Below are 25041 nucleotides of genomic sequence, written 5' to 3' on the forward strand. Positions count from 1 at the left end.
ACTGACAATCGACCGCGGACTGCGCGTCGAGCCCGGAGAGGGAGCCGGGATCCGGGCCCGTCCGAGCGGTTTTCGGATCTCCACGCGGTGGCACCCTGCACGTACGGCACGGCGAACGGGGGCGGAGCAGTGATGCAGGTCGTGGGGTCGTACGCGTGGACCCAGGCGGCGATGGAGGAGATGCGCATCCAGGCCCTCTACCCCCTCCGCGACCAGATGAGGGCCGAGCGCATGCGGGCCGGCAACCGGCCCGCCACCACCAGAAGACGAGGTCCTGACCATGCGTAGGCTTCTCACCGGCATCACCCTGGCCACCGCCGTCGTGGTCGCGGTTCCCGCCGCCGCCGCATCAGCTGCGCCGGCGTCCGCGGCGCGGGACTCCGCCGTGCGCGCGAGCGCGAGCCTGCGCGGCTGGGCCCAGCTCGACCCGCACGGCCCCGTCGCCGATCCGAACGAGACGCTCACCATGAGCGTCGATGCCCACGCCGTCCCCCGGCCGGGCGACCCGCAGGCCGACCCCGCGAAGTCCTGGGGACACGCAACCGTCACCCACGCGTTCCGCGAGAACGGGAAGTGGAAGGGCACGGTGCGGGTCGAGGTCAGCGTCGACTGCCTCACCCTGAAGGGAGGGAGCGACGCCGTCCTCACCGGCACAGCCGAGTCGGTGACGTACACCGTCCCGCCGGGAGGAACCCGGCCGCACTTCCCGGAGAACTGGCACCCGGAGGTCGCCTTCGGCTTCCACCGTGACGACGAGGGGCGCCACCGGATCGCCTGGAGCGGCATACCGGAGAACCAGGAGGCGCTGCCCGTCGCCACCCGCTGCACGACCCCGGCCGGGAACGCCCCGGACCTCCACCTGGTCCGCCGAGGCTTCACGCTGAAGTAGCGGTCGGCGAGGCCGGGTCGGGGGTCGGCCGAGACCGGGTGGAACCGGCCGGCGACAGCTGTGGAGCCGGTGGGAGAGCTGGGGCGGGAGAGGAAAAACGCGAGTGGTGAGGCTGGCAGGACACCCTGATGGGCGTGGGGCCGGCATGCGCACTCGTCCGGCCATGGGGACAGGGTCTGCCCCAGCGGCTGTGCTCAGCCCGGCCTGGGCGGTAACGCTGCTGATCCCCCTACGGCCTACTGACCGCTGCACTCGGCCCCACCAGGGCGATCCTCACCAGGGCGATGGTCCGGGCCGGTCCGCCGCGTTCAGCGAGCGGCGGCCGGTCCGACAATCGGTTTGGGGCTGTGGGCGTGCCCTCAGGCCCAATGCCCGCGGTGATCTCCACTGCCGACGAGCTGCTCGCCGCCCTCGACCCCCTGTCGCACTCCGCCCGGCTCAGGTACACCGCCGTCACCGCCCGCCGGCTCGCCGCCCGAGGCGAACTACGGCCCCTGCCCACCACTCTGGACGCGCTCGGCCCCTACGAGCGCCGCCTCGCCGCGCTGGCGGCCATGACCGCCGGTGAGGTCGAGCACGTAGCGGCCCGGCTCGCCGACCGTGACCCGGTGGTCCGCCGGTACGCCCTGCACGGCGCCCGGCGACTGCCGGTTCCCGACGCCGCCGTCGAGGCCGCGTACGACGACGCGCCCGCCGTGGTCCGCGCCGACCTGGCACGGCTGCTGCGCGACGGGCGGCGGTCCGCACTCGCCGAGCGGATGCTGCTCCGGGCGCGCACCGAGTACGGCGACCGGGACGCGGCCCGCCTGCTGCCGGGCTGCTCGACGGAGTTCACCGCGCGACTGCTGCCCGAACTCGCCGCCGCCATCGCGTTCGAGGACTGGAGCACGCTGGCCGTCCGTCACCCCTTCGCGGTCCTCGACCACGCGGAACGCGAACTCGGAGACCGGCCCTCCGAGCGGTTGCGCGACCCCTGGTGGCGGCGGCACGCCACCGGGATCGCCGCTGCCCTGCCCGCCGCGCGGGCCGCGTGCTGGACCTGCTGGAGCGGTACGGCCCCGACGACCTGCCCGGTCCGGTGCACGACCGGCTGGGCGACCTCGTCGCCGTGGACGCCGAGCGCGTCACGGCCTGGCTCGCCGCCCCCGGCCGTACGGCCGCGCGGTGGGAAACGGACGCCCGGCCGGGCGGTCCTGCGGCGGCTTGCGGCGGCTGATCCGCCGTCCCCGCCCGGGCTCGGCGCCCGGTGGTTCCACCGCGACGCCTTCCGCGTCCTGCTGCGGTCGGTGCCACCGGGGCGCCGACCCGGCTTCGTCGACGCCGTCGTCGCCGCCGGCGATGCACGCAGGAGTGTCCGCGCACGACCGGGTGCTCGCCCTGCTACCGGCCGACGAGCGGCACGCCAGGACCCGTGCCGGGGTCGAGGCGCTCCGCGCCGAACGCCGCACGGGCTGGGAACTCTGGAGCCTGCTCGCCCGCTGCCACCCGCCGAAGACCGCCCCGAACTCCTGGCCGCCCTCGGTACCGGTGACGCCGACGAGCGCGGGACGATCTGGGACCGGCTGGTCGAGAAAGCCGGCCACAGCCGTGATCCGGGGCAGGTCGCGGAGGTCCTCGCGCTGGCCGCCGGCCGCTTGGTCAACGAGCGCGACCCCGTACGCGGCGAAGCCCTGTCCGCCTTCGCCGACCTGCCGGCGCCACCGACGGCAGCGGCCCTCGAAGCCCGTACGATCACCCCGGCCGCCGGGGCCGCACGGATCCGAAGCCCTGGAACGGCTGTGTCTGCACGGGCTGCGGGCGCGGGACTGCTCTCCCATGACCCGGGACACGATCCGGACCCCGGCCGTGTCCCTGCTCACCGCCGCCGCGGAGGGGAGCCGGACGCCGACGCGGGGAAGCCCGCTCGGAAGGCGCGGCGGTGCCGCTCCCGGCGTTGTCGGCGCCGGGTGACACAGTGCTCCGCGTGAACGAGAACATGCACGGAGCAGCGTTGGTCGACCGGGTGATCGAGCAGGTCAGGCAGCACGGCTGGCCCACGTCGGACGCGCCGGACATCAGCGAACCGGTACCGCTGGCACCGGAGGCCATCGACCGGCTGAGGCTGCCCGGCGGCAGGGCACTGCCGCCGAGCCTGCGCCGCTGGCTGGCGTTCGACAGCTCCTGGCTGTCCGACGTCGGCTGGTACGACGACCCGCGGGAACCCGTCTTCGGCGACCGGGGCCTGGGCGCGACGACGGAGTCGATGTACGGCTGCGGGGACGTCATGGTCGGGATGTTCGCCGACTTCGAGGAGCTGCTGCCCGCGGTGTGCCTGCCACTCGTCGGCGGCAGCGACTCGCGCCGCCTGCTCTACCTGGGCGAGCCGGACTCCACGGGGGAGTACCCGGTCCTGGTCACCGACGTCGACGACCTGCCGTACGTCGCCGTCATGTACCCCGGGCTCGACGTCTACCTCGCCGACCTCGCCGAGGTCCTCGACCTGGACTTCGACACCTACACCTCGCTCGCCGAGCACTCCGAGTACGGGGCGAGGATGCGTGAGCACGCCGAGAACACCGGACTCGGCCCCGACGGCATGGAGTTCCCGGACCTGGACCGGCCCGACCAGTAGTCCCTCACCGGCGCGCCCCCGTGGTACGGGTGCGGCCCCCGTGCCCCGCCCCTACCGTGGAACTCGGATCCCGGGAGGCATCGTGGCGTACCGGTTCTGCGACAACGATCAGTTCGACTTCGAGGTGAAGGTGCTCCTCGGGGCAGCGTGGCAGAGAGGGGCGGATCCGGGAGAAGTGCTGGCGACCGCCGCCGCCCTGGCCGACGCGGACGGCCGCAAGTGGTTCGACACCTGGACCGACCTGGGCCGCAGGGTCCGGACGGACGGCGAGCTGGCGGCGGCCGCCGGCCGGTCCACGAGCGCACGGGACGCCTGGTTGCGGGCGGCCGGCTACTTCGGGACGGCCCAGGTCGCGGCGGACGCGCTGGCCGACGAGGGCCGGCTCCTGGCGGTGTTCCGGGAGCACCGGGACTGCTTCGACCGCTTCGCCGCGGCATGGCATCCCGCGGCGGAGCGGGTGTCGGTGCCGTACGAGGGCACGGCCCTGCCCGGCTACCTCTTCACGCCGCGCTCGGGCGCCGGCGGCGCGGGTGCGCCCACCGTGATCGTGAACAACGGGAGCGACGGGCCGGTGAGCGCCGCCTGGACGATGCTCGGCGCGCCGGCCGTGGCACGCGGCTGGAACGTGCTCCTGTTCGACGGCCCCGGACAGCAGACGATGCTGTTCGAGCACGGGATGCGGTTCCGGCCGGACTGGGAACACGTGATCACTCCGGTGGTGGACTTCCTGCTGGCCCGCGCCGACGTGGCCACGGACCGGCTGGTGCTGGCCGGCATCAGCCAGGCCGGCTACTGGGTGCCCCGGGCCCTGGCCTTCGAGCACCGGATCGCGGCGGGAGTCGCCGACCCCGGCGTGGTCCGGGTGGCGGACAGCTGGTGGCACAACTTCCCGCCGGAGCTGCGCGCCCTGTACGACTCGGGCGACCGGGACGCCTTCGACACGGCGGTGCGCGAAGGCCTCGCGGAGGACCCGGGGTTCGCGGCGTACTGGCGCTGGCGGGCCAAGCCGTACGGCATCGACTCGCCGTACGACCTGCTCACCGAGGTGGGCCGGTACGACCTGGCCGGCGTGCTGGACCGGATCACGGTGCCGCTGCTGGTCACCTCGCCGGAAGGCGAGCAGTTCTGGCCGGGCCAGGCGCGAGAGCTGTACGAGGCACTGCCGGGCGACAAGGGGTTCGTCGAGTTCGTGGCGGCCGAGGGCACCGACCTGCACTGCGAGCCGCTGGGACGGGCGTTGTTCGAGCAGCGGGTCTTCGACTGGCTCGACGAGCGCCTGGAGGCCGCGGGCTAACCCCGCTGCCCGCACTGCGCGAGCCCGGCCGGGAGGTGTCACCATGGCACGTGCCGGTAGTCCTTGAGGAGGACGCCGCGGAGGGGTGGACCCGCCTCTCCCTGCACGATGGGGTGGTAGATGCGGGCTGCGCCGTCGACGATGTCCAGCGGCGGGCGCCATCCGGTGGAGGCGTGCCGTTCCCGCGCGGGGAGGGGCTTCTCGTCGGTGACCCAGCCGGTGTCGACGCTGCAGGTGTGGATGCCTCGGGAGGCGAGATCGGCGGCGCTGGTGCGCGTGAGCATGTTCAGGGCCGCCTTGGCCATGTTGGTGTGCGGATGGTCGCTGGTCTTGTTGCGGACGGTGAACTGGCCCTCGACGGCCGAGACGTTGACCAGGTAGCGGTGCCGGTGCGGGGAGGCGTCGAGCAGCGGCAGCAGGCGGTCTGCGAGCAGGAACGGCGCGACGGCGTTGACCAGCTGGACTTCCAGCAGTTCGACGGGGTCGACCTGGCCCGACCGCAGCGTCCAGGAGTTGGTGGCGGACGTCTCGGTCAAACAGGCCCGCCTCGTCGACGGCGTCGTGCGGCGGCAGGGCGGCCGCCGCCGCGGCAGCCGGGTCTGCGGAGCCGGCCGCGGTGGGGTGCGTCGGGGGCCGGGGAGTGAGTTCCGTGGTCCACGGCCGGGGTGCCGTGCGGGGGCCGGGGCCGAGGAATCCCGGAGCGGTCCAGACCTGAGCCGTGGGGAGCGGGGCCCGGTCGGTGGTCTCGGCGGCGACGAGTGCGCTGTAGGCCCGGGGCGAGCGGCGCAGGGTCCGGGCCGCGTTGTCGACCAGGACGTCCAGGGGGCGGCCCTGCGCGAGCAGGTGGTCGGTGAGGGCCAGGACCTGCCGCGGATCACGCAGGTCCAGGGCGGCGACGTGGAGCCGGTGCCACCAGTCGGAGGCGCCGGGTGCTGCTGCGAAGCGGCGTACTGCGTCGCGGGGGAAACGGGTGGTCACGGTGAGCTCGGCCCCGTCCCGCAGCAGCATCAGCGCCGCCTGGTAGCCGATCTTCACGCGTCCGCCGGTCAGCAGCGCGTGCCGGCCGGTCAGATCGGTGCGGGCCGTGCGCCGGGTGAAGTTCTCGTCCGCGCACGGGGGGCACAGCCGGTGGTAGAAGTGGTGGACCTGCCGGTAGTGGTTCTTGCAGACGTAGCAGCGTTGTGGGCGGTTCAGCAGCTCCCGAGTGGTCAGGCCCTGCCGGGCGGGGGTGGGGCTGTGGGTGGGCAGCGCGGCGTCCATGGTGCGGTCGGGGGCGCCGGTGGCGGCGGTGGCGAGCAGTTTCGCGTCGGCCGCAGCCCGGTTCGCACGTGTCTGAGCGCGGCGCCGGTGGCGGCCGTCGCGGACGAAGGCGCCGGCTGCCCGTTCCAGGAGTCGGCGCTGGGCGTCGTCCGCGGGGAGTTGTTGCGCCTGGTGCAGCAGTTCCAGGCAGGTCTGTATGAGACCGCTGTCCATCGGCGTACCTGCGGCGGGAGTCGTCGGAACAGCTGACTGCACAGAATTCCCTACCAGAAACTCGCACATGTGGGGTACGGGCGGATCGGTGACCGCCCGTGCTGCGGGACAGGGTGCTGCACCCGGGCGGACCGGGGAGTCGGGGGCGCACCGGGTGGCGCGCCGCCACGTCCTCCTCGTCCGGGTCCCAGGCCGGGAGCCGGTCGAAGACACGACGGTCGCCGTTGAGCTTCTGGGAGTCCACCGGAACGCCGGAGGTGTCGGCCGCGTCCACGTGTCCGCCAGATCGCACAGCGTCCACTCGGGGCGGGTCGGCACCTGCGCGTCGGGGCCGGGCGCGCGGGATGTCGCGGTGCGGAAGGCGGTTGACCCGTCGCCGATCGGCCGCAGCAGAGCGAAGAGCTCCGGAGTGCTTCTCACCCCGGCTGTCTATCACCGTACTTCGGTGCCCGAACAGCGGTTTTCGCGGCGGGGTCAGTGGTCGTGCCGGGTGCCGTGCTCCAGCCGCCGGGGGCGGACGGTGCCGGCGGTGGCGTCGACGGGCATCAGGCTCGTCCGGCCGCCGGGCCCCGTCGCGGTGAAGGCGATACCCAGGCTCTGGCACATGCGGTGGGCGCGGGCCAGGGCGCTGAACGTCATGGGGGAGGGGGCGCTCGTCGGCAGGTGGATCGTGACCTGCCGCGGGTTGTGCGCGTGGACGAGGGCCTCGATCTGGAAGGCGGCTGCGGACCGGTTGGTGACGTCCAGCTCGTGGGGGATCTCCACGTGCAAGGTGTCTTCGGTGATGTGGTGACTGATGACCATGGCCTGCCTCCCGCCCACCCGGCTCCGACGGCACGGCCGCAGGACGGGCGTGCCCGTACCAGTGTGGGACACGCGTCCGGGGTGGGCGAGCCGGGGACCCGGGTCGTGTCCGGTGGGGTCAGGCGGTGCGGCCGATGTGCCGGAGGACTATGGTCGCGGCCGCGTCAGTGATCTCGTACAGGATCCGGTAGCGGCCCACGTGCGTGCGCCGCAGGTCGGGAGAGCCGTACGCGACGGTGCCGTGCGGGCGCGGGCGGGCGGCGAGCAGGTCCACGGACCGCAGGAGCTGGCGCAGTCCTTCGGGATCGTCGCCGAGGAAGCGCGTCGCCGTGTCGACGACGGCCTCGTCCCAGACGATCGCGTACACCATCGCCGTTTCCTTCGTCCCACCGTGCTCCGGTCGGTGGCCGGGCGCCGTCCCGGATCCCCTTCCCCCGGTTCCGTGCCCGTATGCCTGCCGGCGGGAGGGGATCCGACAGGGCTTGACCCGAAGACTGGTTAGGTGCCATATTATTTTTCGTGACTACCCAGCGTCCCGACGCCGAACTCGGCGCCCCCACCCTCGATCAGGCCCGCCGTCAGATCGCCCGCTACGGCCTCGTGGCCGATCCGCAGGCGGTCCTGGTCGCGGCGCGGCTGATGGCGGCCGGCGCCCGGATAGGCCAGGCCGGGGAGGTGCACTTCGGCCGGTTCGGCCTCTCCACCGGCCGCTACCGGCTACTGGCCGACCTTGAGGACCATGGCGGCGAGAAGTCGCCTTCCCAGCTCGCGGCGAGCCTCGGTGTCTCGCGGGCTACCGTGACGGGCCTCGTCGACGGCCTGGAGCGGGAGGGCCTGGTGGCCCGCCGCCCGTCGGTCGACGACGGGCGCGGCAACGTGGTGATCCTCACCGCGCGCGGCGCCGACAAGCTGCGCGACCTGGCGCCGGAGCACTTCACCCGGATGCAGGCACTGGTCGGCGGGCTCTCGCCCGAGGAGCGCACCACCTTCCTCGACCTGTTGGCCCGGGTGGTTGCGGGCGTCGACGCACTCACCCAGGACTGACCGCAGGACGCGGGAGGATCGCGGGGCTGACTGACCCCGCTCGGGCGGGCCGCCGGCGGCCCGCCTCCCTTCAGCCTCAATAGTTAGGCACCTAAGCATAGATAGTTAGGTGACTAATCAAAGACCTAGAGAGGGCAACCCATGAGCAAGAAGATTCCCGGCGCACCCCCGCCCTTCGTCCTGTGGCGCGAAGTCCTGGTCGCCTACGCCATGCCCGCCGTCACGGCGGGTGTCGCCGGAGCGGTCACCCGGCAGCCGCAGCTGGCAACGGCGGCGCTCACCACCATCGGCGGTACGTCCGCCCTCGTGGCCGCCCTCCTCGGCGCCACGTTGCGGCGCCGGCCCGCCCGTCCCCGGGCAGCCCGGACCCCACGCCCGCTCGCCGCCGCCGCCCTGGGGCTGGCCGCGGCGGCGGTCGGCCTTGCCGTCGGCCTGGCCGCCGCCCGCTGGCTGCCGCAGCTCCCGGACCTCTCCGGCAGCCCGTGGCCGCGCCGGCTGCCGGTCGACCTGGCGGTCTCCTCGGCCATCGCGGCCACCGTCACCACCTGGCGCTGGCGCGGCAGCCGCCCGACACGCGCACCGGAGCTCCGGCTCCCCGCCCCACCCCGACCCGAAAGGCAGACATCGTGATCGTCGTCATGGGCGCCGGTGGCGCCACCGGCAGCGCCACCCTGCGCAGCCTCGCCGCCCTCGGCGCGCCGAGCCGCTCCCTGAGCCGCGACCCCGCCCGCCTGGCCGCCGCACTCGACGCGCACACGCTCGCCCGGACCGCGCCCCTCGCGGCCGACGCCGCCGACCCGCAGTCCCTGCGGGCGGCCTTCCGTGGCGCACACCAGCTCTTTCTCACCATGGCCAACGGCCCGCACCAGGTCCGGTACGAGCTGAACGCGATCGAGGCGGCCGTCGACTGCGGGGTGGGGCACATCGTCAAGGTCTCCGCGCCCGCCGCCGAGCCGGACTCCCCGGTCGCCGTCTCCCGCGGCCACCATCTGGTCGAGGAACGGCTGCGGTCCTCCGGCGTCACCAGCACCATCCTGCGGCCGTACGCCTTCATGCAGAAGCTGCTGCTCCTGGCGCCCGGCATCGCCGCCGCCGGCGTGGTGCACGGCGCGACGGGCCGGGCGCGGTGCAACTACGTGGACGTCCGCGACATCGGGGACGCCGCGGCCGCGGTCCTCACCCGCCCGGAGCTGGCGGGCGGCACGTACCCGCTCACCGGCGGCCGGGCCTACAGCCACCCGGAGCTCACCGCCCTGCTGGGCGAACTGCTCGGCCGGCCGATCCGGTACCTCGACCTCAGTCCCTCCGAGCTGCACGCGCACCTGGTCGCCCGGGCCGGCATGCCGGACTGGCTGGCCACCCACGTGGTGGAGATCCAGCAGCTCGCGGTGGCCCGCGAGGAGGCACCGGACGACACCTTCCTCCACCTCGCCGGGCGCGCCCCGCGCACCCTGGAGGCCTTCCTCGGCGAGAACCTGCACCGGTTCCGCTGACCGCCGGGCGGCCGGAGAAACAGGTACGAGTGGTGACAGTCCGCAAGGTTCCGGCGCGTACGGGGTGACTCGTCCCATAGGGCCCACATCACATACGAGCCGGGCTAGTAGCGCCCCGGCGCGCCGGAACCGCGCCACGGCCGCACTCGCCACCTGCCCGGATGGTTCCAGGGCCGCCGGCGGGCCGTCCCTCCCCGTCTGCGAGGGCGCCTAGTAGGCGGGGTCGTTGCCGCGTCGGCGACGCGTCTGTAGAACTGGATGCGTCGCCGAGGCGGCCGGGGCGCACAGCCCCCCGCCGGGACGAACCCCTCTCCCTCGCGTGAGTGGCTCACGCATGTCCCCGGCATGCCGCGACCGTCCTTGTCCCCTACGGAAGGCTTTCCGTGTCCCGCTCCGTCATCCGCCGCATCGCCGCTTCCAAGAAGACCCTCGCGGGTTCCGTCGTCGCCCTGGGTGTCGCCGGTTCCATGCTCGCCACGGTTCCCGCCCAGGCGGCCCCGACGAGCGCCAAGGCGATCGCCCAGCAGATGATCAAGGACCCGGCGCAGTTCGCGGCCTTCGACAAGATCGTCTCCCATGAAAGCGGCTGGAACCACACCGCCACGAACGCCTCCTCGGGCGCGTACGGCCTGGTCCAGGCCCTGCCGGCGTCGAAGATGGCCTCCGCCGGTGCCGACTGGAAGACCAACCCGGCCACGCAGATCAAGTGGGGTCTGGACTACATGAACTCCCGCTACGGCTCCCCGGTCCAGGCCTGGAACTTCTGGCAGGCCAACCACTGGTACTAAGCCGGTCACCAGCTGCAGACACGACACGCCACGACGCTCGGCCGGATCCTCCCGGACGGGCGTCCCGGCGTATCCGGCCACCGGTCCCGCGTCCAGGGCGGTCCCGGGCTGCTCGCGGCACCATCGCGCCAGCGCGCGGATCCGCGGCCACCGCGGCGGACGGCTCGCTTCCGCGCGGGGAGGGTCCGGCAACCTGGGGAGGCACCGCCCGGGGGAGCGGGAGGTCCGTCATGCATCTGAGTCAATGTGCCGGGAGCGCGGCAGGAGATCCCCGCGGAGACGCTCACGACGACGGGACCACGACTACGTTGGCTGCCCGTCAAGGGGTCGACGGGCGGCCCCTGCGACTCCACGGAGGTCTTGTGATGAGGCACATGCCGCGCGTTCTCGCCGCCGCTGCACTGGCCGTCGCCGCGCTTGCCGTGACCGCCCCGTCCGCCAGTGCCGGCAGCACCGGCGCCCAGGGCTGCACCGCCAACTGGTCGGTCAGCTCGGGCGAGGGCTACGCCAACGGCAAGTGGTGCAACAACAACACCCACGTCTCCGGCACGGTGCACGACACCAAGGCGGACGGCCGTTGTCCGTTCGTACGCGGCTACCTGTCCGGTGGCGGCTGGCGGGACAGCGACTGGGCCGGTCCGAAGGGCGACTCTTCGCCCGTCAGCATCTCCGCCCCCTCCGGCCAGTCCTTCACCCGGGTGGCCATGAGCTACATCAACTGCTGATCGCTGCCGCTACCCGGAACCTGCGCGGGAGTGCCTCCGCCGGTCGAGCGCACCAGCGGAGGCACTACCGCGCTACGCCTCGACCGCCTCAACCGCCGGGCGCGGCGGCGGAGGCCGGATGGAGCCCACGTCCGTGTGGCGATGAGTACGGACCCCGTCGCCGGTCTACCCTTCGAATCCATCGTCCCGGATGGAGCTGCGTATGACCGACACGGCGACCCTCGACCTACGACCGCAAGCCCTGGTCGTGGCCCGACTCGCGGCGGGAATCCCGGACCACCGGCTCGCCGACCCGACGCCCTGCCCGGGGTACACGCTGGGCGGCCTGCTGAGCCACATCGCCCATCTCGCCGTCGCCTTCCGCGACGCGGGCCGCAAGCACCTGGGGCCCACGACCGACACGGCCCCCGACCCGGCGGCCGTGCCCGCTCTGCCCGACGACTGGCGCGAGGAACTGCCCCGGGTCCTCACCGAAATGGCCGAAGCATGGACGGACCCGGCCGCCTGGACGGGCATGACCCGCGCGGGCGGCGTGGACCTGCCCGGCGACATCGCGGGTGCCGTGGCCGCCGACGAACTGGTGATCCACGGCTGGGACCTCGCCCGGACCGTCGGCCAGGCCTACGCGCCCGACGGGGCCGCGCTGAGCGCGGCGCACGCGTTCCTGCTGGCGGCCGCCGAGGACGAAAGCCGCGGCGGGGGCGTCTTCGGAGCCGTGGTGCCCGTGCCGGACGACGCGCCGCTGCTGGACCGGGCCGTCGGGCTGAGTGGACGGGATCCGGGCTGGACGCCGACGACGCCGCCGACGTCGCCCTGACCCGTGCGCGCCTGCGTGCGGCGCAGGCGGGGCCGCGCGTCGCGTGCGCCCCAGGCCCGTCGGCTCCACGCGGGGACATCCTCGCGGACCGCGCGCCAGGCGGCCGGGATCCCGTCGGTCCCGGTGCGGGCGGCGACGACCCCGCCGGCGATCGCGCAGGTGGTGTCCCGGTCGCCCCAGCCGCCGACGGTCTGCCACAGGGCCTCGGGCAGGTCGTCCATCCAGCCCGCGGCGCACCACAGGGCGAACGGGACGGTGTCCGGAGCCGACATCCGGTAGCCCGAGCCGAGGACGGACGCTGCGTGCCGCACAGGGTCCTGGCCGGTGCCGACGACGCCGAGTGCCGGTGCGCGGCGGCGATGCGCGATGATGTCGGTTGCAGCAGAACGTAGTTGGGACCGAGAACCGTTGGGGGGCCACTGCCGGTGAACGACGCCGTCGAATTGGCAGACATGATCGCGCAGCTTCGCGAGGAGCTGAGCCGTGCCATGACAGCCGGAGCCGAATCCGATCTGCGGTTCAAGGCGGAGCGGGTGGAGCTGGAGCTGACCGTGGGCGTGGAGCGCACGAACGAGCCCGGCGTCAAGGTCCGGTTCTGGGTGTTCGACGCGGGCGCGAGCGCCAAGCGGTCCGCGACGGTCACGCAGCGGCTCACGCTGACGCTCCAGCCCGTGAGCGGCGAACTCCCCGACCAGCCGGCCCTGATCTCCGGCAGTGAACTGGCCGGTGAGGACTGACGCGGCAGTGGTGAGGAGCGGGAGCGGCCTGGACCCCCACCGCATCGCCGAGGTCATCGTCGCCGTCGCCGCGGGCGGCGGCCGCCGGGGATCGGGATACCGGGTCGCCGGCACGGCCGTGCTGACGGCCTTGCACGTCGTCCGGGGCGCGTCCGAGGTCCGGGTGCGCTTCGACGCCGACCGGCCGGGCCAGTGGGCCGCGTCGGCGCGGCTGCTGTGGTCGGACGCCACGATGGACGTGGCCCTGCTGGAGTTCACGCCGCCGCCCGGAGCACCTGACGTCGACCCCGCGCCGTTCGGTCGGATAGCCGACGAACACCATGCCGTCATCGACGTCCACGCGGCCGGTTTCCCGCTGTGGAAACGCCGCCGAGGCCCCGACGGCAGGCAGTTCCGCGAACTGCACCAGGCGGACGGCACGGTCGCCGCCCTGTCGAACCTCAGGACGGGAACGCTGGAGGTCACCGTCCCGGTGGCGGCCGCCGACCCCGACCCGCAGGTGTCGCCCTGGTCGGGCATGTCGGGCGCCGCGCTCTGGGCCGGATCGCGGATCGTCGGAGTGGTGGCCGAACACCACCGGTGGGAGGGACTGGGCCGGCTGACGGCCGCCCGTGTCGACCACACCCTGCGCCGGCTCGACGAGCCCGTACGGGGGCGCCTGGCACGGCTGCTGGCGATCTCGGACCCGCTGGCCCTGCCCGACGTGACGGCCCAGCCTCCGCTGCCTGCCCTCCCCGCCGCTGACGACGGGCCGACCGGCCCGGCCCCCGCGAAGACCGTCAGGGTCATCGGGCTTCCCGTCGCCCACGGGCTGGAGCTGTTCAAGGACCGCGACGAGGTGCGCGCCCTGACAGGCCGCCACCTCGCCGACCCGGCGATCCGCATGGTGACCGTCACCGGGCGACGCGGCATGGGCAAGAGCGCCCTCGCAGCCAAGGTCGTGGCCATGCTCGAACAGGGCGAATGGCCGGGCCGCGCCCGCGCTCCGCTTCCCGCGGCGATCGTCAACCTGAGCACCCGTACGTCCGGGGTCTCCCTCGAACGCCTCTACTTCGACTGCGCCCGCGCGCTGGACCCCGACCGCGAAGCACGGCTACGGGACGTGTGGGCCGCCAACCGGCCCGTACGCGACAAGATCGGGGAGCTGTTCGCCGCGATCGGCGACGAGCTCTTCGTCGTCCTGGTCGACAACCTGGAGGACCGGCTCCTGGACGACGGCGCGCTCGACGACGAAGGACTGGAGGTGTTCTTCGACTGCCTCTTCCGGGCCCGGAACGCCCCCCGCCTGCTGGTCACGTCCCAGATACCGCTGCAACTCCCGCCCGAACTGCGCCGCTTCGCCGCCGAAGTCGAACTCACCGAGGGGCTGCCGACGGCCGACTCCGTCGCCCTGCTGCGCGAACTCGACCTGGACGGGACCCTGGGCCTGGCGCAGCTGTCCGACGAACAGCTGCTGGGAGCGGCGGTCCGCGTCCACGGCGTGCCCCGCGCGCTGGAGCTACTGGTCGGCGCGATGGCCGACGACCTCCTGGAACTGCCCACCCTGCAGGAGGTGCTGGAGGACTTCGCGCTGCGCGGCCACGTCGTCGACGGCCTCGCCCAGGACCGGTACCGGCGGCTCGGCCACGACGCCCGCACACTGGTGAACGTCCTCGCCGTACTGCGGACCCCCGTGCCGCGACAAGCGGTCGAATGGATCGCGGCCGGGCTGGACCCCGCCCTCGACGTCCCGCGCGTCCTGTCCCGGCTGCTGCGGATCCGCATGGTCTCCGCAGACCGGGCCACACGCACGTACGCCGTGCATCCGCTGGACGCCGACCTGGCGTACGCCGCCCTGCCGCCGGACGGCCCGCTGGGCCGCAGCACGCTGGAACGGCGGGCGGCCGACTGGTACGCACACCACGGCCTGCCGCGAGGGGCCTGGCGCAGCCTGGACGACGTACAGACCCACCGCCGCGAGTTCGAACACCGCATGCGTGCCGGGGACGCGAACGAGGCCGCGCTGGTCCTCGGGGCCATCGGGCCCTGGATGTGCCGGCACGGCTCCGCACTGGCCGCTATCTCGATGCACCGGACACTGGAGGGAAAATTGACCGACGACACGGCACACCTCGCCCATCTCATCGGCTACGGACACGCTCGGCTGAGCGGCGGGCCGCTCGCGCACGCGGTCGAACTGTTCACCGAGGCCACCGAGCTCGCGGAACGCCTCGACGACCGCAAGGCCCTCCAGGACGCGGTGTTCGGCCTGGGTGACGCACACCGCCAACTGGGCCGCCTCGACGACGCGGTGGACGCACTGGCGCGGGCGGCCGACCTGGCCCGCGACAACGGCGACACCGAAGCGGAGGCCCACGCCGTGCTGAGCCTCAGCCTTGCGCACAGCACCACCGGCAACGGGCAGCAGGCCCTGGCCGGAGCGGACCGGCTCGCCGCGATCGCCAGCGCCGCGCAGGACCCGCTCACCGAGGCCCGCGCGTGGAACGCCCGTTTCACGGCGCTGCTCACCATGGGCCGATGGGAGGAGACCATCGCGGCCGGCGACCGGTGCGTACGCGCCTACGAGATCGCGGGGGTGCAGGAGGCCACCGACTACGCGCTGAACGCCAAGGGTGTGGCCCAGCTCGCCCTCGGCCGGCCGGCCGAAGCCACCGCATCGCTGGAAGAGGCGTTCCGCGCGGCGTCCACCATGGAGAACCCGCGCACCGAGGGCGTCTGCCTCTACAACCTGGCGTGGACGCAGTGGTCGGAGGGCCGGTTCGAGCAGGCGGCGCAGACCGCGGAGCGCGCAGCGGCCTCCCTGCAGCGCGCCGGTGCCACGGAGGCCGCGGCGGGCGAAGCACTGGCGGAAGCCGCCCGGGCGCGGGCCGCAGCGGACCCGGGGACGGCGGCCGACGCGCTCGTCCGGTCGGCGCGAGGCGTCGGCCGCAACGTCGAGATGGTCCGCCCCGCCTGGCTCACCGAGGAGGCGCAGACCCTGCGCGCCACGGCCTGAGCCGGGCGGGGGCCTCCGCCCCGCGGATCACTCCTCCCAGTCGAGACCGAGCGTTTCGGCCAGCCGGTCGAGCGCCGTCTCGGTGCGGGCGCAGGCGACGAGCTCGCAGTCGCCTTGACCGGTGTTGTACCCGACGATCACGTCGGGCCCACCGAAGTACTCGGTGTGGGAGCCCACCTCACGCCACGGGAGGAACCCCATGGGCTGGAGGGAGGCGTGCAGCCGGGCCACCACCTCGGGGTCGACCGTGCCCTGCTCGACGATCCACCCGTATGCGGCGGGCAGCCGGGTGACGGCGAGCTGGAGGAGGAACTCGGAGACCGAACGGCTCTGGAGCACCCAGGTCTCCCTGCCGTCCTCGTCCACCCCGGAGACCAGGACCTGCGGGTCGGCGAGGTGGGCGCGGGCCGCGGGGTAGCCCCACTCGTTGCAGAACTGGTTCTCGGCCATGAACACGCACATGCGCAGGTCCTCGCCCGGGCCGACGAACGGGTTGTCGTCGGACAGTCCGCCCGCGACACCGTAGCCGGTGGGGTCGGGCCGGACGGTGGGCGGCCAGATCGGGTTGGTCTCGTACGCGTCCGACCGGTCCGTGAACGAGTTGAACGGCAGGTCCCACCACTGCGCCAGCGCTGCGGGTATCGCGAGCGAGGGGTCCACGTCCCGCGGTTCGTCGTCCTGCGGATCGTCGCCGGTCGGTCCGGTCGAGGCCTCGGCCTCACGGCGGGCGACGTACGACGTGTACTCGTCCGGGAGGTCCTCCGGCGGGCACCCGTCACCGGCGGGCTCGTACCCCCACTCCTCCTGGAATCGGCGCAGCAGGTCCCATCGCGCGCCGGGGTCCATCGCTCCCGCTTCGCGTGCCTGGTCCAGCCATATGTGGAAGCGTCCGTAATCGATCGTTTCTGTCACGGGCGCCGATCCTACAATCGGGCAGGTCGCCGGCCCGGTAGCGAAGCTGACCGGTGGGTCGTCAGGCGACCAGCGCGTAGATGCTGCTGGCGGTCAGCCAGAGCCCGGCCAGCAGCGAGAGGGTGACGATCAGCTGCTCCTGGTGGTGTTCGAGCCAGGTCCGCAGCGCGCTCAGCCGGGCCTGGGCGGTGTCCGGGGCCCAGACGGTGTACATCTCCATGATCAGGAGGCTGAGCGTGGCGAGCAGGCAGTAGCCGGTCAGGGCGAGCCAGTCGGAGAGGGAGGAGAGGTCGGCGTCGACGACCGTGGCGGCGCCGGCAGCGACCAGGGCCCACGGCTGGAGCAGCCAGGCGAGTGCGGCGGCGGTGCCGAGGGAGGCCTTGTCGATGCGGCCCGTCCAGCTCGGCGGCCGGTACGGGCGCGGCGGCTGCCGGAGCCGGTAGCTTCCGAAGAGCACCAGGCCGACGCCGATGGCCAGCTTGGCAGCGACCGCGGCGGTCGACGGGCTGGTGTGGTGGAGGGGCGGTTTCCCGCCGGTCAGCAGCACCACGCAGGCGATCACCGCGACCAGGTTGGCCAGCCAGGACAGCAGGAAGGCGAGGCCCTTGCGCACACCGCGGCGCGACGCGAGCAGCAGGATGAAGGCGCTGTTGTGCAGGGGCCCGAAGGTGATGGCCGTGCCGATCACGACCAGGTCGACGACCATCGGCACAGCCGCTCCCGGAGGTCAGGGCCGCCCGGCGTCCCCGGGCGGGCGTGTTGCGCGGACGGGCCCGGCGGGCAGCGGGTCCGGCGCCCGCCTTGGCGCCGCGTCCCGACTCTGCGGCCCCCGGACCGGCGGGTCAAGCGGGCCACGCCGGTGCCCCCGAACGCCTCCGCCCCGCCCTCGGCGACGGGCGGCGCTGCCGGCGGTCCGTTCGGCGGAAGCGGACGTCAGGGCGCGGTGGCTGCGGCTCCGCCGGTCGTCGCACGGCGCAGGTGTGGGGCGTCCTCGCTGGGAGGCGCACCGAACTGGCGGCGGTACTCGCGGCTGAACTGCGACGGGTGTCACCCGACCCGGTGGGCGACCCCGGTGACGCCGGAATCCGGGTCAACGCGGTCTGGCCCGGCGCCACCCGCAGCCGGCTCTCCGACGACGCCTTCACCCGTTTCCCCGAGGTCATCCCGCAACTCGCCGCCCGCACCGCCTTCGGCCGGGTCGGCGAACCCGACGACATCGGCGCGATGATCGCCACCCTGGGCGGTGACGAGAGCCGCTGGATCACCGCCCAGAACATCGAGGAGTCGGGCGGCTACCGGCTGTAGCGCGGGGCCCCGTCCCGGTACGCGAACGCCGCTACCGCCGACCCTCGTGGGGGAGGGGCGGTGGTGGGGCACCGGGGCGCCGGCGGTGGCGGAGCCAGAGGAAGAGGGCCAGGCAGGGCAGCACCAGCCCCAGGACCATGAGGACCAGGAACGCAGGGAAACCCCTGATGTGCGCGACGAGCCAGGGGAAGTTCTGTCCGAAGAACCCGACCACGAACGACAGCGGGAGGAAGACGGTCGCGATGATCGTGAGCCGCTCCATCGTGGCGCTCTGCCGCAGGTTGATCTTGTTCTGCTCGACGGAGATCACCGCGATGTTGGCCTCCAGAACGGTGGCCAGCAGGTCGCGCTGGGCGGCCACCTCCTCGTTCACCAGCAGCAGGTGGTCGTGCACGTTGTGGAAGTACGGCAGCAGCTCGGCCGGTGCGCTGCCGGGCTTGAGCAGACGGGCGAGCACCGCGAGCAGCGGGTGCACGGCGCGGTAGAAGTCGGTGGCCTCGCGGCGCAGGAAGTAGATCCGCTCGGTCGGGGCGACCGACCCGGAGAAGACAGTGGCCTCGATCTGCTCGATGTCGCGGTCGAGTTCGCCGACGACCGGGGCGTAGCTGTCGACGACCTGGTCGAGGATGGCCCAGAGCGTCGAGGCGCTGCCGGTGCGCAGCAGCTCGGGGCGCCGTTCGAGCCGGCTGCGGGCTCCGTGCAGCTCGCTGGCGATGCCCTGGCGGACCGTGATCACGAAGCGTTCGGAGAGGAAGACGCTGATCTCCCCGGTGTCGATCTCCTCCCGCTCGTCGTCGTAGCGCGCGGTGCGGAGGATGATCAGCTCGGTGCCGTCCTCGTACTGCTCGGCCTTCGGCCGCAGGTGGAACGTGCGGGCGTCCTCGACGGCCAGCTCGTGCAGGCCGAAGCTCTCGCGCACCTTGTCCATCTCTTCGGGACCGGGTTCGAACATGCCGAGCCAGACGAATCCGCCCTGCGTGCAGCACGCGGCCGCCCGCTCCAGCGGCATCGGCCCCTCCTGCTGGCGCTGCCCGTCGCGGTAGTGGGCACAGTCAACGATCATGGCGTCCCCTTCCGTGTCGACAGCGGGGCCGGCCGGGGCCGGGGCTGGTGCGGGCCGGGTGAGGTCCTGTGTCTCCAGGATCCCGCGGCCGGGCGCCAGCGGCAGAGCGGTGCCACGCCGAGATCGGGCCTGCACCCCGGACTCAACGCTCCGGTGCGGGGAGCGGCCGTTCGGCGAAGGAGGCGCGGTAGGCGCGCGGGCTGGTGGCCAGGCGGGACGCGAAGTGCTGGCGCATGGTGACCTCGCTGCCGAAACCGGACCGGCGGGCCACTTCCGGCATGGGCAGGTCGGTGCGTTCGAGGAGCTTCTGCGCCGCCGCGATGCGGTGGTCCACGAGCCAGCGCAGCGGGGTGGTCCCCGTGGCCGCCGTGAAGTGCCGGGCGAACGAGCGCGGCGACATCCCGGCGCGGGCGGCGAGCGAGGAGACGGTGAGCGGTTCGTGGAGGTGCGTCAGGGCGAAGGCGCGTACCTCGGCCAGTGCGTCCACGTCGCGGTGGGCGTGCGCGGTGGGGTGTTCGATGAACTGGGCCTGGCTGCCGGACCGGAACGGCGCCGTCACCATGGACCGGGCGATGGTCGCGGCGGCCTCCGCGCCGTGCGCGGCGCGCACCAGGTGCAGGCACAGGTCGATGCCGGCGGCGGTTCCGGCGGAGGTCCACAGGTTGCCGTCCTCGACGAACAGGGCGTCCGGCTCGACCCGCACCCGGGGGTGCCGGGCACGCAGCACATCGGCCAGGGCCCAGTGGGTCAGTGCTCGGCGGTCGTCGAGCAGCCCGGCCTGGGCGAGCGTGAACGCACCCCCGCACAGGGCGGCGATGGTGGTGCCGCGGGCGTGGGCGCGGCGCAGCGCCGCGAGGACCGGTTCGGGCGCCGGGGTGAGGTGGTCGTCCAGGCCCGGGACCAGGATCAGCTCGGCGCGGGGCAGCCAGTCGAGGGTGCGGTCCGGGGTGAGGGCGAGCCCGCCGCGCATCGGTACCGGTTCGGGGCCCGCGGCCACCCGGCGCAACTCGAACGCGGGTACCCCGCGGTCGGTGCGGTCGGCGCCCCACACCTCCGTGATCACCGAGACGTCGAAGGCCCGGATGCCGGGGAAGGCGAGGAGGGCGATGCGGTGGGCGGCCGGTGCCGGTCGGGTCATGCTGGCAGTAAACCATCGATCGCTGTCTTTCCGCCTGCTGTGTGCCGGCCGGCGGGGACGGCAGGATCGTGGGCATGGAGATCACACAGAACGCGGCGCTGGTCGTGGTGGACGTGCAGAAGGGCTTCGACGAGTCGGAGTTCTGGGGACCGCGCAACAACCCGGCCGCCGACGGGAACATCGCCTCGCTGATCGAGGCCTGGCAGGACACGGGCCGGCCGGTCGTCTTCGTACGGCACGACTCGAACACGCCCGGCTCGCCGCTGCGGACCGGGCACGAGGGGAACGACTTCAAGGAGTACGTCGAAGACAGGCGCGGCAAGGGGCACGGCCCGGAGCTGCTCGTGACCAAATCCGTGAACTCGGCGTTCTACGGCGCCCCCGACCTCGACGACTGGTTCAGGGCGGCGGGCATCACCCAGGTCGTGCTGGTCGGCATCCAGACGAACATGTGCGTGGAGACCACCGCCCGCATGGGCGGCAACCTCGGCTACGACGTGCTGGTCGCCCTCGACGCCACCCACACCTTCGACCTGACGGGCCCGAACGGCTGGCACCTCACGGCCGACGAACTGGCCCGCGCGACCGCCGTCTCACTGCACGGCGGCGGCTTCGCCCGGGTGGTGACGACCGGCGAGCTGGTGGCAGCCGTCGCACCCTGACCACCCGGACCGAGGGCCACGGCGCCACAGCCCCCGCCCCGGCCCACACGGCCGGGGCGGTTCACGGGGCCGACGTCATGCCGACGGGGCGAGGACGCAGAACTCGTGGCCCTCCGGGTCGGCCATGCAGGTCCACGGGACGTCGCCCTGGCCGACGTCGAGGTCGGTGGCGCCGAGGGCCCGTAGCCGGGCCACCTCCGCTGCCGGGTCGTCACCGGGGTACGGCAGCAGGTCGAGATGGATGCGGTCCGGCACGGTCTTCACGTCGGGGGTGCGCAGGAACTCCAGGTACGGGCCCACTCCCGCGGCGGAGCGCAGCACGGCGCGCTCGTCGGTCACCTCGTGCAGGGTCCAGTCCGTCGCCCCGTTCCAGAACCGGGCCATGGCCCGCGGATCGGCGCAGTCGACGACCACGGCGGCGAGGGGCCCGGTGTCGCGGTGGACCTTCCGGGGTTCCAGCACGCAGAACTCGTTGCCCTCGGGGTCGGCGAGGACCGTCCACGGCACTTCGCCCCGGCCCGCGCAGGCCGGCGTCGCGCCGAGTGCCCGGAGGCGCGCGACCAACTCCGCCTGATGGGCAGCAGAGGTGGTGGCGAGATCGAGGTGCACGCGGTTCTTCGTCGCCGTCTTGGGTTCCGGGACGGGAATGACGTTGATGCCGAGGGTGACCGGGTCCGGCCAGACGAAGTCGCCGACGGGTCCCACGTAGAGGGTGGCGCCGGGTCTGAAGAGGTTCCACCCGAGCGCCTCCGCCCAGAACCGGCCCACCGCCGAGTCGTCGAGGGCCTTCATGTTCACCTGAGCGGGTCGCAGCGTCATGCCGATGATCTTATGGAGCCGTTCCGTGCCGTCGTGAGTCCGCACGGGTGCGCGAGCGAGCTCTCCCGTTCCGCCTTCGGCCTCAGCGGACGTCCGGGAGCGCCCAGTGGTGCAGCCGGTCGCCGTCGCGCGTGAGCCACGTGCCGTCTCCCAGCGGGGTGACGTCCGCGCCCACCGGCACCGGGTAGCCCAGCCGGCCGAGCGGACGCAGCGTGGCCGCGTCCAGCAGCCAGTGCCGCGTCTGCGGCGCCCCACCCGCCGGGTGCACGCGGCCCGGAACCAGCACGTGGCGCTCGTCCAGGATCTCGGCGGAGGAGAACTCGTCGTCCTCCGGTTCGACGGCCAGCTCCGCCAGGTCCAGTAGCGCCACCTGCTCCCCGGAGCCGATGTCGTGCGCCGCCAGTTCGTCGCGGTCGTCGGCGGGGAACAGGTGCTCGGCGTACCGCTGGGTCAGCACCCGCGAGCCCGGGAGGAATCCCGTCAGCGCGTGCATCCACGTGCCGCCCAGGATCCGGAGACCGCCGGCGCAGGGCTCGGCCCACCAGGTCGACCAGCTCTGCCAGGCGGTCCAGCAGGACACCACCAGGGCGCCGCCGTCCGGACGCCAGGACTGCAACGCCGCCGACGCCAGCGAACGGATCTGCTGCCGGCCGAGCACCTCGCCGGTCGCCGCGTCCAGGAGCAGCAGGTCGTCCAGGGTGTAGTTGCGGCCCGGCTCCAGGTCGTACACCAGAGCCGCCTTCTTGCCGTCGGACTCCAGCTTCGGCACGACGACGCTCACCAGCCGCCCGTCAGGGCTGACGGCCGGGGCGCCGGGCGCCCGGTCGGCGCCGTGCCACGGGTCGTGGGCGAGCTCCCAGAGGGGGCTGCCGTCGCAGCGCAGCGCCCGCACCGATCCCCGTCCGGCCACCACGAATCCGCCGTCGGGCGTGGGAACCGCCCTCTCCTGCTCATGCGTCCGCAGGGCCGCGGACGGACTTCCGGCCCTGCCGGCGAGGAAGTCCTCGCGGTCGTGGACCTCCACCAGCCCGGGCGTCCGCACCAGCAGCCGTCCGCCTGAGACCGCCTCGACCGTGCCCCGTGCCGTCGTCGCGCCCAGCGGCACCACGTCGATCCGTTCGTCCCCCGTCGTCTTCATGCAGGGCATGATCGCAAGCGCCGCGCCCGCTCCGCCAACCGTTTCCGCGGCTGTCCGGCCCGGCCCGGCCTGGCGGGCGGGCCGGGCGGACATCGCCGACCGTGCACGTGGGCGCCGGGCGGGGTCAGCCGCCGCCCCGGTGGAGGAAGAGGAGGAGGTCGTGCGCCTGGGCGGGGGTCAGGTCGACCGGAAGGTCCCGGGCGGTCGGTTCCCCACTGGCAATGGCGAGGAGGTAGGCCTCGGCCTGCTCGGGTGGGATGCTGTCGAGGATCTCATTGATCAGCTTCATCATCTCCTCGTCGGAGAGTGATTCCGGATCGTTGAGTTTCTTCGGCTTCTTCTCGTCCATTTCCGGCCTCACCGCGTAGTCATGTGATCGAACCTGGCATGACGCTCCGTCCGCAGGTGCTCCGGTGCTTCGATCCAGCGACATGATCGGCCCGGGTGCGCGGGGCGGGACGACGACACTCCCGCTGCACGGGATTCCGTACGGATGACCACCCGGAAGCGCTTCCCGCGCGGCCACTTGGGCGCGAGCCGCGAAGACGGCGGCGCCTGCGACGTCACATGCTGGTCGCCACCCGGATCAGGTCCGCGACCGGCCGGAGCCGGCTGTGCGGCGGCCAGGCGATCACCGTCGTCACGGGCGGCGCATCGAGGACCGGCACGGCGACGAGGTCCCGCCGCAGGTCGGCACCGGCCGACTCGGGAATGACCACGGTGGTACGGCCGAGCGCGATCAGCTGGAACAGCTGCGTCAGGTTCCGCACCTCCGCGCCCCGTCCTTCCGGGTAGCTGCCGTCCGGACCGGGCCAACGGGCCGGTGGGAGCGCGGGCAGCGTGGTGACGTCGGCCATCCGGACCCGCGAGCGGCCGGCGAGCGGGTGCGACGCCGGCAGGATCGCGACCTGCCCCTCGGTGTACAGGGTTTCGGTGTCGAGCCCGTTCGTCGAGTCGAAGGGCAGGTGCAGCAGGGCCACGTCGGCCTGCCCGTCCTGCAGCAGTTGCCGGTGCCGGTGCGCCTCACAGAGCAGCAGGTCGACGGTGGCCGCACCGGGTTCCGCGGCGTAGGCGTCGAGCAGCCTCGTCAGCAGCTCGCCGCCGGTCCCGGCCTTGACGGCGAGGACGAGCCCGGGTCGCGCCGTCGCGGCCCGCCGGGTACGCCGTTCGGCTGCGGTCACCGCGCTGAGGATCGCGCGCGCTTCGGCCAGGAGCACGGCTCCGGCCTCGGTGAGCGCGACCCGACGGCTCGTGCGCTCCAGCAGTGTGGTCCCGAGGCGCCGTTCGAGCTGGCTGATCGTGCGCGACAGGGGCGGCTGGGCGATCCCGAGGCGCTGGGCGGCCCTGCCGAAGTGCAGTTCCTCGGCGACGGCGACGAAGTACCGCAGTTCGCGTGTTTCCATGGGCCAAGGCTAAGGACGGCAGCCGCCTGATCGATACCGTCCGGGTATTGCTGCACTACCGGGAGGGTGTTGGTGCCCGGCCGGTGCGCGGGCATGCTCGCATCCATGACGGAAAAGACGATCGCGCTGGTCACGGGCGCGAACAAGGGAATCGGTTACGAGATCGCGGCCGGGCTGGGTGCGCGGGGCTGGAGCGTCGGCGTGGGCGCCCGGGACGAGCAGCGTCGCGAGGACGCCGTGGCGAGCTTGCGCGCGGCCGGCGCCGACGCGTTCGGCGTACCGCTGGACGTGACCGACGCCGGGAGCGTGGCCGCCGCGGTCCGACTGTTCGAGGAGCGGGCAGGACGGCTCGACGTCCTGGTCAACAACGCCGGCATCGCCGGCGGATGGCCGGAGCAACCCACGACCGTCGACCCCGACACAGTGCGGCGGCTACTGGAGACCAACGTCATCGGCGTCATCAGGGTCACCAACGCGATGCTGCCGCTGCTGCGCCGCTCGGCGCACCCACGGATCGTCAACCAGTCCAGCCACGTCGGCTCCCTGACGCTGCAGACCACGCCCGGCGTCGACCTCGGGGGGATCAGCGGGGCCTACGCACCCACGAAGACCTACCTCAACGCCGTCACCATCCAGTACGCCAAGGAGCTGAGCGGCACCGACATCCTGATCAACAACGCCTGCCCCGGGTACGTCGCGACCGACCTCAACGGATTCAGCGGGACGCGGACCCCCGACCAGGGCGCGGCGATCGCCATCCGGCTCGCGACCCTGCCGGACGACGGGCCGACCGGCCGCATGTTCGACGACAGCGGGGTCGTGCCCTGGTGAGCCGACCCCCTGCCCGCGGCCGCTCCGGCCCCTCGGCCCGTCGACCGGTCCCTTAGGGTGACCCACCGGACGGCCCGTTCACCGAAGGGCCGGAACGGCC

Annotated in this window: 26 protein-coding genes and 3 pseudogenes; 16 read left to right on the forward strand and 13 right to left on the reverse strand. The window is 73.4% G+C overall.

From position 1 onward, the window contains the following. Nucleotides 1-132: 132 nt before the first annotated feature. From ACSHWO_RS33175 to ACSHWO_RS33195, 5 genes are all read left to right on the forward strand, one after another. Nucleotides 133-288 (forward strand): hypothetical protein, encoded by a 156-nt coding sequence (locus tag ACSHWO_RS33175; RefSeq protein ID WP_438318065.1) that lies wholly within the window; start codon nt 133-135, stop codon nt 286-288. Next, on the forward strand, nt 281-889 hold the full coding sequence (locus ACSHWO_RS33180; RefSeq protein WP_438318068.1) for a hypothetical protein: 609 nt from the start codon (nt 281-283) through the stop codon (nt 887-889). The genes ACSHWO_RS33175 and ACSHWO_RS33180 overlap by 8 nt, the downstream gene beginning before the upstream one ends. A gap of 377 nt (nt 890-1266) precedes the next feature. Next, nucleotides 1267-2856, forward strand: a complete 1590-nt coding sequence (locus ACSHWO_RS33185; protein WP_438318071.1) for a hypothetical protein — start codon at nt 1267-1269, stop codon at nt 2854-2856. Then, a complete protein-coding gene (locus ACSHWO_RS33190; RefSeq protein WP_438318074.1) occupies nt 2853-3500 on the forward strand; it encodes a hypothetical protein in 648 nt (215 codons plus the stop codon). The genes ACSHWO_RS33185 and ACSHWO_RS33190 overlap by 4 nt, the downstream gene beginning before the upstream one ends. 82 nt (nt 3501-3582) lie before the next feature. After that, nucleotides 3583-4794 carry an alpha/beta hydrolase family protein gene (locus ACSHWO_RS33195; protein ID WP_438318077.1) on the forward strand — a complete coding sequence of 404 codons (1212 nt, stop codon included), beginning with the start codon at nt 3583-3585 and terminating at the stop codon, nt 4792-4794. Nucleotides 4795-4832: 38 nt separating this feature from the next. On the opposite strand, the pseudogene ACSHWO_RS33200 reads toward ACSHWO_RS33195, so the two are convergent. The 3 genes and pseudogenes from ACSHWO_RS33200 to ACSHWO_RS33210 form a co-directional block, all read right to left on the reverse strand. Beyond that, nucleotides 4833-6267: pseudogene (locus tag ACSHWO_RS33200) on the reverse strand (SDR family NAD(P)-dependent oxidoreductase). A 474-nt stretch (nt 6268-6741) separates the two neighbouring features. Beyond that, on the reverse strand, nt 6742-7071 hold the full coding sequence (locus ACSHWO_RS33205) for a hypothetical protein (protein WP_385848279.1): 330 nt from the start codon (nt 7069-7071) through the stop codon (nt 6742-6744). Nucleotides 7072-7189: 118 nt separating this feature from the next. After that, nucleotides 7190-7441 (reverse strand): type II toxin-antitoxin system RelE family toxin, encoded by a 252-nt coding sequence (locus ACSHWO_RS33210; protein WP_361099373.1) that lies wholly within the window; start codon nt 7439-7441, stop codon nt 7190-7192. A gap of 149 nt (nt 7442-7590) precedes the next feature. Between ACSHWO_RS33210 and ACSHWO_RS33215 the strand changes: the two genes are divergently transcribed. The 6 genes from ACSHWO_RS33215 (at nt 7591) to ACSHWO_RS33240 (ending at nt 11938) form a co-directional block, all read left to right on the forward strand. Further along, complete coding sequence (locus ACSHWO_RS33215) at nt 7591-8115, forward strand: MarR family winged helix-turn-helix transcriptional regulator (RefSeq protein WP_438318080.1); 525 nt, start codon at nt 7591-7593, stop codon at nt 8113-8115. 141 nt (nt 8116-8256) lie between these two features. Beyond that, nucleotides 8257-8745, forward strand: a complete 489-nt coding sequence (locus tag ACSHWO_RS33220) for a hypothetical protein (RefSeq protein WP_438318083.1) — start codon at nt 8257-8259, stop codon at nt 8743-8745. Further along, the gene (locus tag ACSHWO_RS33225) at nt 8742-9608 is read left to right on the forward strand and encodes an NmrA family NAD(P)-binding protein (RefSeq protein ID WP_438318086.1); all 867 of its coding nucleotides are present in this window, start codon (nt 8742-8744) and stop codon (nt 9606-9608) included. Before ACSHWO_RS33220 ends, ACSHWO_RS33225 begins: the two co-directional genes overlap by 4 nt. 383 nt (nt 9609-9991) lie before the next feature. After that, entirely contained in the window at nt 9992-10396 is a 405-nt protein-coding gene (locus ACSHWO_RS33230; RefSeq protein ID WP_361083557.1) for a transglycosylase SLT domain-containing protein, read from the forward strand. A 365-nt stretch (nt 10397-10761) separates the two neighbouring features. Next, nucleotides 10762-11121, forward strand: a complete 360-nt coding sequence (locus tag ACSHWO_RS33235) for a hypothetical protein (protein WP_438318089.1) — start codon at nt 10762-10764, stop codon at nt 11119-11121. Nucleotides 11122-11323: 202 nt separating this feature from the next. Then, entirely contained in the window at nt 11324-11938 is a 615-nt protein-coding gene (locus tag ACSHWO_RS33240) for a TIGR03086 family metal-binding protein (RefSeq protein ID WP_438318092.1), read from the forward strand. A gap of 62 nt (nt 11939-12000) precedes the next feature. On the opposite strand, the pseudogene ACSHWO_RS33245 reads toward ACSHWO_RS33240, so the two are convergent. Then, a pseudogene (locus tag ACSHWO_RS33245) lies at nt 12001-12450 on the reverse strand (ADP-ribosylglycohydrolase family protein); the annotation flags it as partial. Between ACSHWO_RS33245 and ACSHWO_RS33250 the strand changes: the two are divergent. Further along, nucleotides 12364-12675: a trypco2 family protein gene (locus ACSHWO_RS33250; protein WP_361101844.1), complete on the forward strand. Its 312-nt coding sequence runs from the start codon at nt 12364-12366 to the stop codon at nt 12673-12675. The pseudogene ACSHWO_RS33245 and the gene ACSHWO_RS33250 overlap by 87 nt on opposite strands. A gap of 7 nt (nt 12676-12682) precedes the next feature. After that, complete coding sequence (locus ACSHWO_RS33255) at nt 12683-15670, forward strand: trypsin-like peptidase domain-containing protein (RefSeq protein ID WP_438318095.1); 2988 nt, start codon at nt 12683-12685, stop codon at nt 15668-15670. 27 nt (nt 15671-15697) lie between these two features. Here the strand turns inward: ACSHWO_RS33255 and ACSHWO_RS33260 are convergent, their stop codons facing one another. From ACSHWO_RS33260 to ACSHWO_RS33270, 3 genes and pseudogenes are all read right to left on the reverse strand, one after another. Beyond that, nucleotides 15698-16582 carry a hypothetical protein gene (locus ACSHWO_RS33260; RefSeq protein ID WP_438318098.1) on the reverse strand — a complete coding sequence of 295 codons (885 nt, stop codon included), beginning with the start codon at nt 16580-16582 and terminating at the stop codon, nt 15698-15700. A 61-nt stretch (nt 16583-16643) separates the two neighbouring features. After that, nucleotides 16644-17288, reverse strand: coding sequence for a GAP family protein (locus tag ACSHWO_RS33265; RefSeq protein WP_438319329.1), 645 nt, complete (start codon nt 17286-17288; stop codon nt 16644-16646). Nucleotides 17289-17515: 227 nt separating this feature from the next. Further along, nucleotides 17516-17629: pseudogene (locus ACSHWO_RS33270) on the reverse strand (AraC family transcriptional regulator); the annotation flags it as partial. 12 nt (nt 17630-17641) lie between these two features. Between ACSHWO_RS33270 and ACSHWO_RS33275 the strand changes: the two are divergent. Further along, on the forward strand, nt 17642-17887 hold the full coding sequence (locus ACSHWO_RS33275) for an SDR family oxidoreductase (protein ID WP_438319330.1): 246 nt from the start codon (nt 17642-17644) through the stop codon (nt 17885-17887). A 31-nt stretch (nt 17888-17918) separates the two neighbouring features. Here ACSHWO_RS33275 and ACSHWO_RS33280 read toward each other — a convergent pair whose 3' ends face one another. Further along, on the reverse strand, nt 17919-18950 hold the full coding sequence (locus ACSHWO_RS33280; RefSeq protein WP_361101855.1) for a magnesium and cobalt transport protein CorA: 1032 nt from the start codon (nt 18948-18950) through the stop codon (nt 17919-17921). A gap of 142 nt (nt 18951-19092) precedes the next feature. Continuing rightward, nucleotides 19093-20088: a GlxA family transcriptional regulator gene (locus tag ACSHWO_RS33285; protein WP_438318101.1), complete on the reverse strand. Its 996-nt coding sequence runs from the start codon at nt 20086-20088 to the stop codon at nt 19093-19095. Between the two features lie 74 nt (nt 20089-20162). On the opposite strand from ACSHWO_RS33285, the gene ACSHWO_RS33290 reads away from it, so the two are divergent. Next, nucleotides 20163-20750 (forward strand): cysteine hydrolase family protein, encoded by a 588-nt coding sequence (locus ACSHWO_RS33290; protein WP_385849623.1) that lies wholly within the window; start codon nt 20163-20165, stop codon nt 20748-20750. A 75-nt stretch (nt 20751-20825) separates the two neighbouring features. On the opposite strand, the gene ACSHWO_RS33295 is transcribed toward ACSHWO_RS33290, so the two are convergent. The 4 genes from ACSHWO_RS33295 to ACSHWO_RS33310 form a co-directional block, all read right to left on the reverse strand. Beyond that, nucleotides 20826-21569, reverse strand: a complete 744-nt coding sequence (locus ACSHWO_RS33295) for a VOC family protein (RefSeq protein WP_385849622.1) — start codon at nt 21567-21569, stop codon at nt 20826-20828. An 82-nt stretch (nt 21570-21651) separates the two neighbouring features. Continuing rightward, the gene (locus ACSHWO_RS33300; protein WP_438318105.1) at nt 21652-22707 is read right to left on the reverse strand and encodes a hypothetical protein; all 1056 of its coding nucleotides are present in this window, start codon (nt 22705-22707) and stop codon (nt 21652-21654) included. Nucleotides 22708-22831: 124 nt separating this feature from the next. After that, nucleotides 22832-23056: a hypothetical protein gene (locus ACSHWO_RS33305; RefSeq protein WP_438318107.1), complete on the reverse strand. Its 225-nt coding sequence runs from the start codon at nt 23054-23056 to the stop codon at nt 22832-22834. 214 nt (nt 23057-23270) lie between these two features. Next, a complete protein-coding gene (locus ACSHWO_RS33310) occupies nt 23271-24110 on the reverse strand; it encodes a LysR family transcriptional regulator (RefSeq protein WP_438318110.1) in 840 nt (279 codons plus the stop codon). A gap of 93 nt (nt 24111-24203) precedes the next feature. Here ACSHWO_RS33310 and ACSHWO_RS33315 point away from each other — a divergent pair, with 93 nt between their 5' ends. After that, nucleotides 24204-24941: an SDR family oxidoreductase gene (locus ACSHWO_RS33315; RefSeq protein WP_438318113.1), complete on the forward strand. Its 738-nt coding sequence runs from the start codon at nt 24204-24206 to the stop codon at nt 24939-24941. Nucleotides 24942-25041 lie beyond the last annotated feature (100 nt).

This window comes from Streptomyces pallidus (ex Mingjun et al. 2026) (genome assembly GCF_051550185.1).
GTDB lineage: Bacteria > Actinomycetota > Actinomycetes > Streptomycetales > Streptomycetaceae > Streptomyces.

What these genes read in the sequence shown, in the direction of transcription:
- ACSHWO_RS33175 (WP_438318065.1), top strand. Translation starts at nt 133, where the DNA reads ATGCAGGTCGTGGGGTCGTACGCGTGGACCCAGGCGGCGATGGAGGAG.
- ACSHWO_RS33180 (WP_438318068.1), top strand. Translation starts at nt 281, where the DNA reads ATGCGTAGGCTTCTCACCGGCATCACCCTGGCCACCGCCGTCGTGGTC.
- ACSHWO_RS33205 (WP_385848279.1), bottom strand. Translation starts at nt 7,071, where the DNA reads ATGGTCATCAGTCACCACATCACCGAAGACACCTTGCACGTGGAGATC.
- ACSHWO_RS33210 (WP_361099373.1), bottom strand. Translation starts at nt 7,441, where the DNA reads ATGGTGTACGCGATCGTCTGGGACGAGGCCGTCGTCGACACGGCGACG.
- ACSHWO_RS33220 (WP_438318083.1), top strand. Translation starts at nt 8,257, where the DNA reads ATGAGCAAGAAGATTCCCGGCGCACCCCCGCCCTTCGTCCTGTGGCGC.
- ACSHWO_RS33235 (WP_438318089.1), top strand. Translation starts at nt 10,762, where the DNA reads ATGAGGCACATGCCGCGCGTTCTCGCCGCCGCTGCACTGGCCGTCGCC.
- ACSHWO_RS33240 (WP_438318092.1), top strand. Translation starts at nt 11,324, where the DNA reads ATGACCGACACGGCGACCCTCGACCTACGACCGCAAGCCCTGGTCGTG.
- ACSHWO_RS33265 (WP_438319329.1), bottom strand. Translation starts at nt 17,288, where the DNA reads ATGGTCGTCGACCTGGTCGTGATCGGCACGGCCATCACCTTCGGGCCC.
- ACSHWO_RS33280 (WP_361101855.1), bottom strand. Translation starts at nt 18,950, where the DNA reads ATGATCGTTGACTGTGCCCACTACCGCGACGGGCAGCGCCAGCAGGAG.
- ACSHWO_RS33285 (WP_438318101.1), bottom strand. Translation starts at nt 20,088, where the DNA reads ATGACCCGACCGGCACCGGCCGCCCACCGCATCGCCCTCCTCGCCTTC.
- ACSHWO_RS33290 (WP_385849623.1), top strand. Translation starts at nt 20,163, where the DNA reads ATGGAGATCACACAGAACGCGGCGCTGGTCGTGGTGGACGTGCAGAAG.
- ACSHWO_RS33295 (WP_385849622.1), bottom strand. Translation starts at nt 21,569, where the DNA reads ATGACGCTGCGACCCGCTCAGGTGAACATGAAGGCCCTCGACGACTCG.
- ACSHWO_RS33300 (WP_438318105.1), bottom strand. Translation starts at nt 22,707, where the DNA reads ATGAAGACGACGGGGGACGAACGGATCGACGTGGTGCCGCTGGGCGCG.
- ACSHWO_RS33305 (WP_438318107.1), bottom strand. Translation starts at nt 23,056, where the DNA reads ATGGACGAGAAGAAGCCGAAGAAACTCAACGATCCGGAATCACTCTCC.
- ACSHWO_RS33310 (WP_438318110.1), bottom strand. Translation starts at nt 24,110, where the DNA reads ATGGAAACACGCGAACTGCGGTACTTCGTCGCCGTCGCCGAGGAACTG.
- ACSHWO_RS33315 (WP_438318113.1), top strand. Translation starts at nt 24,204, where the DNA reads ATGCTCGCATCCATGACGGAAAAGACGATCGCGCTGGTCACGGGCGCG.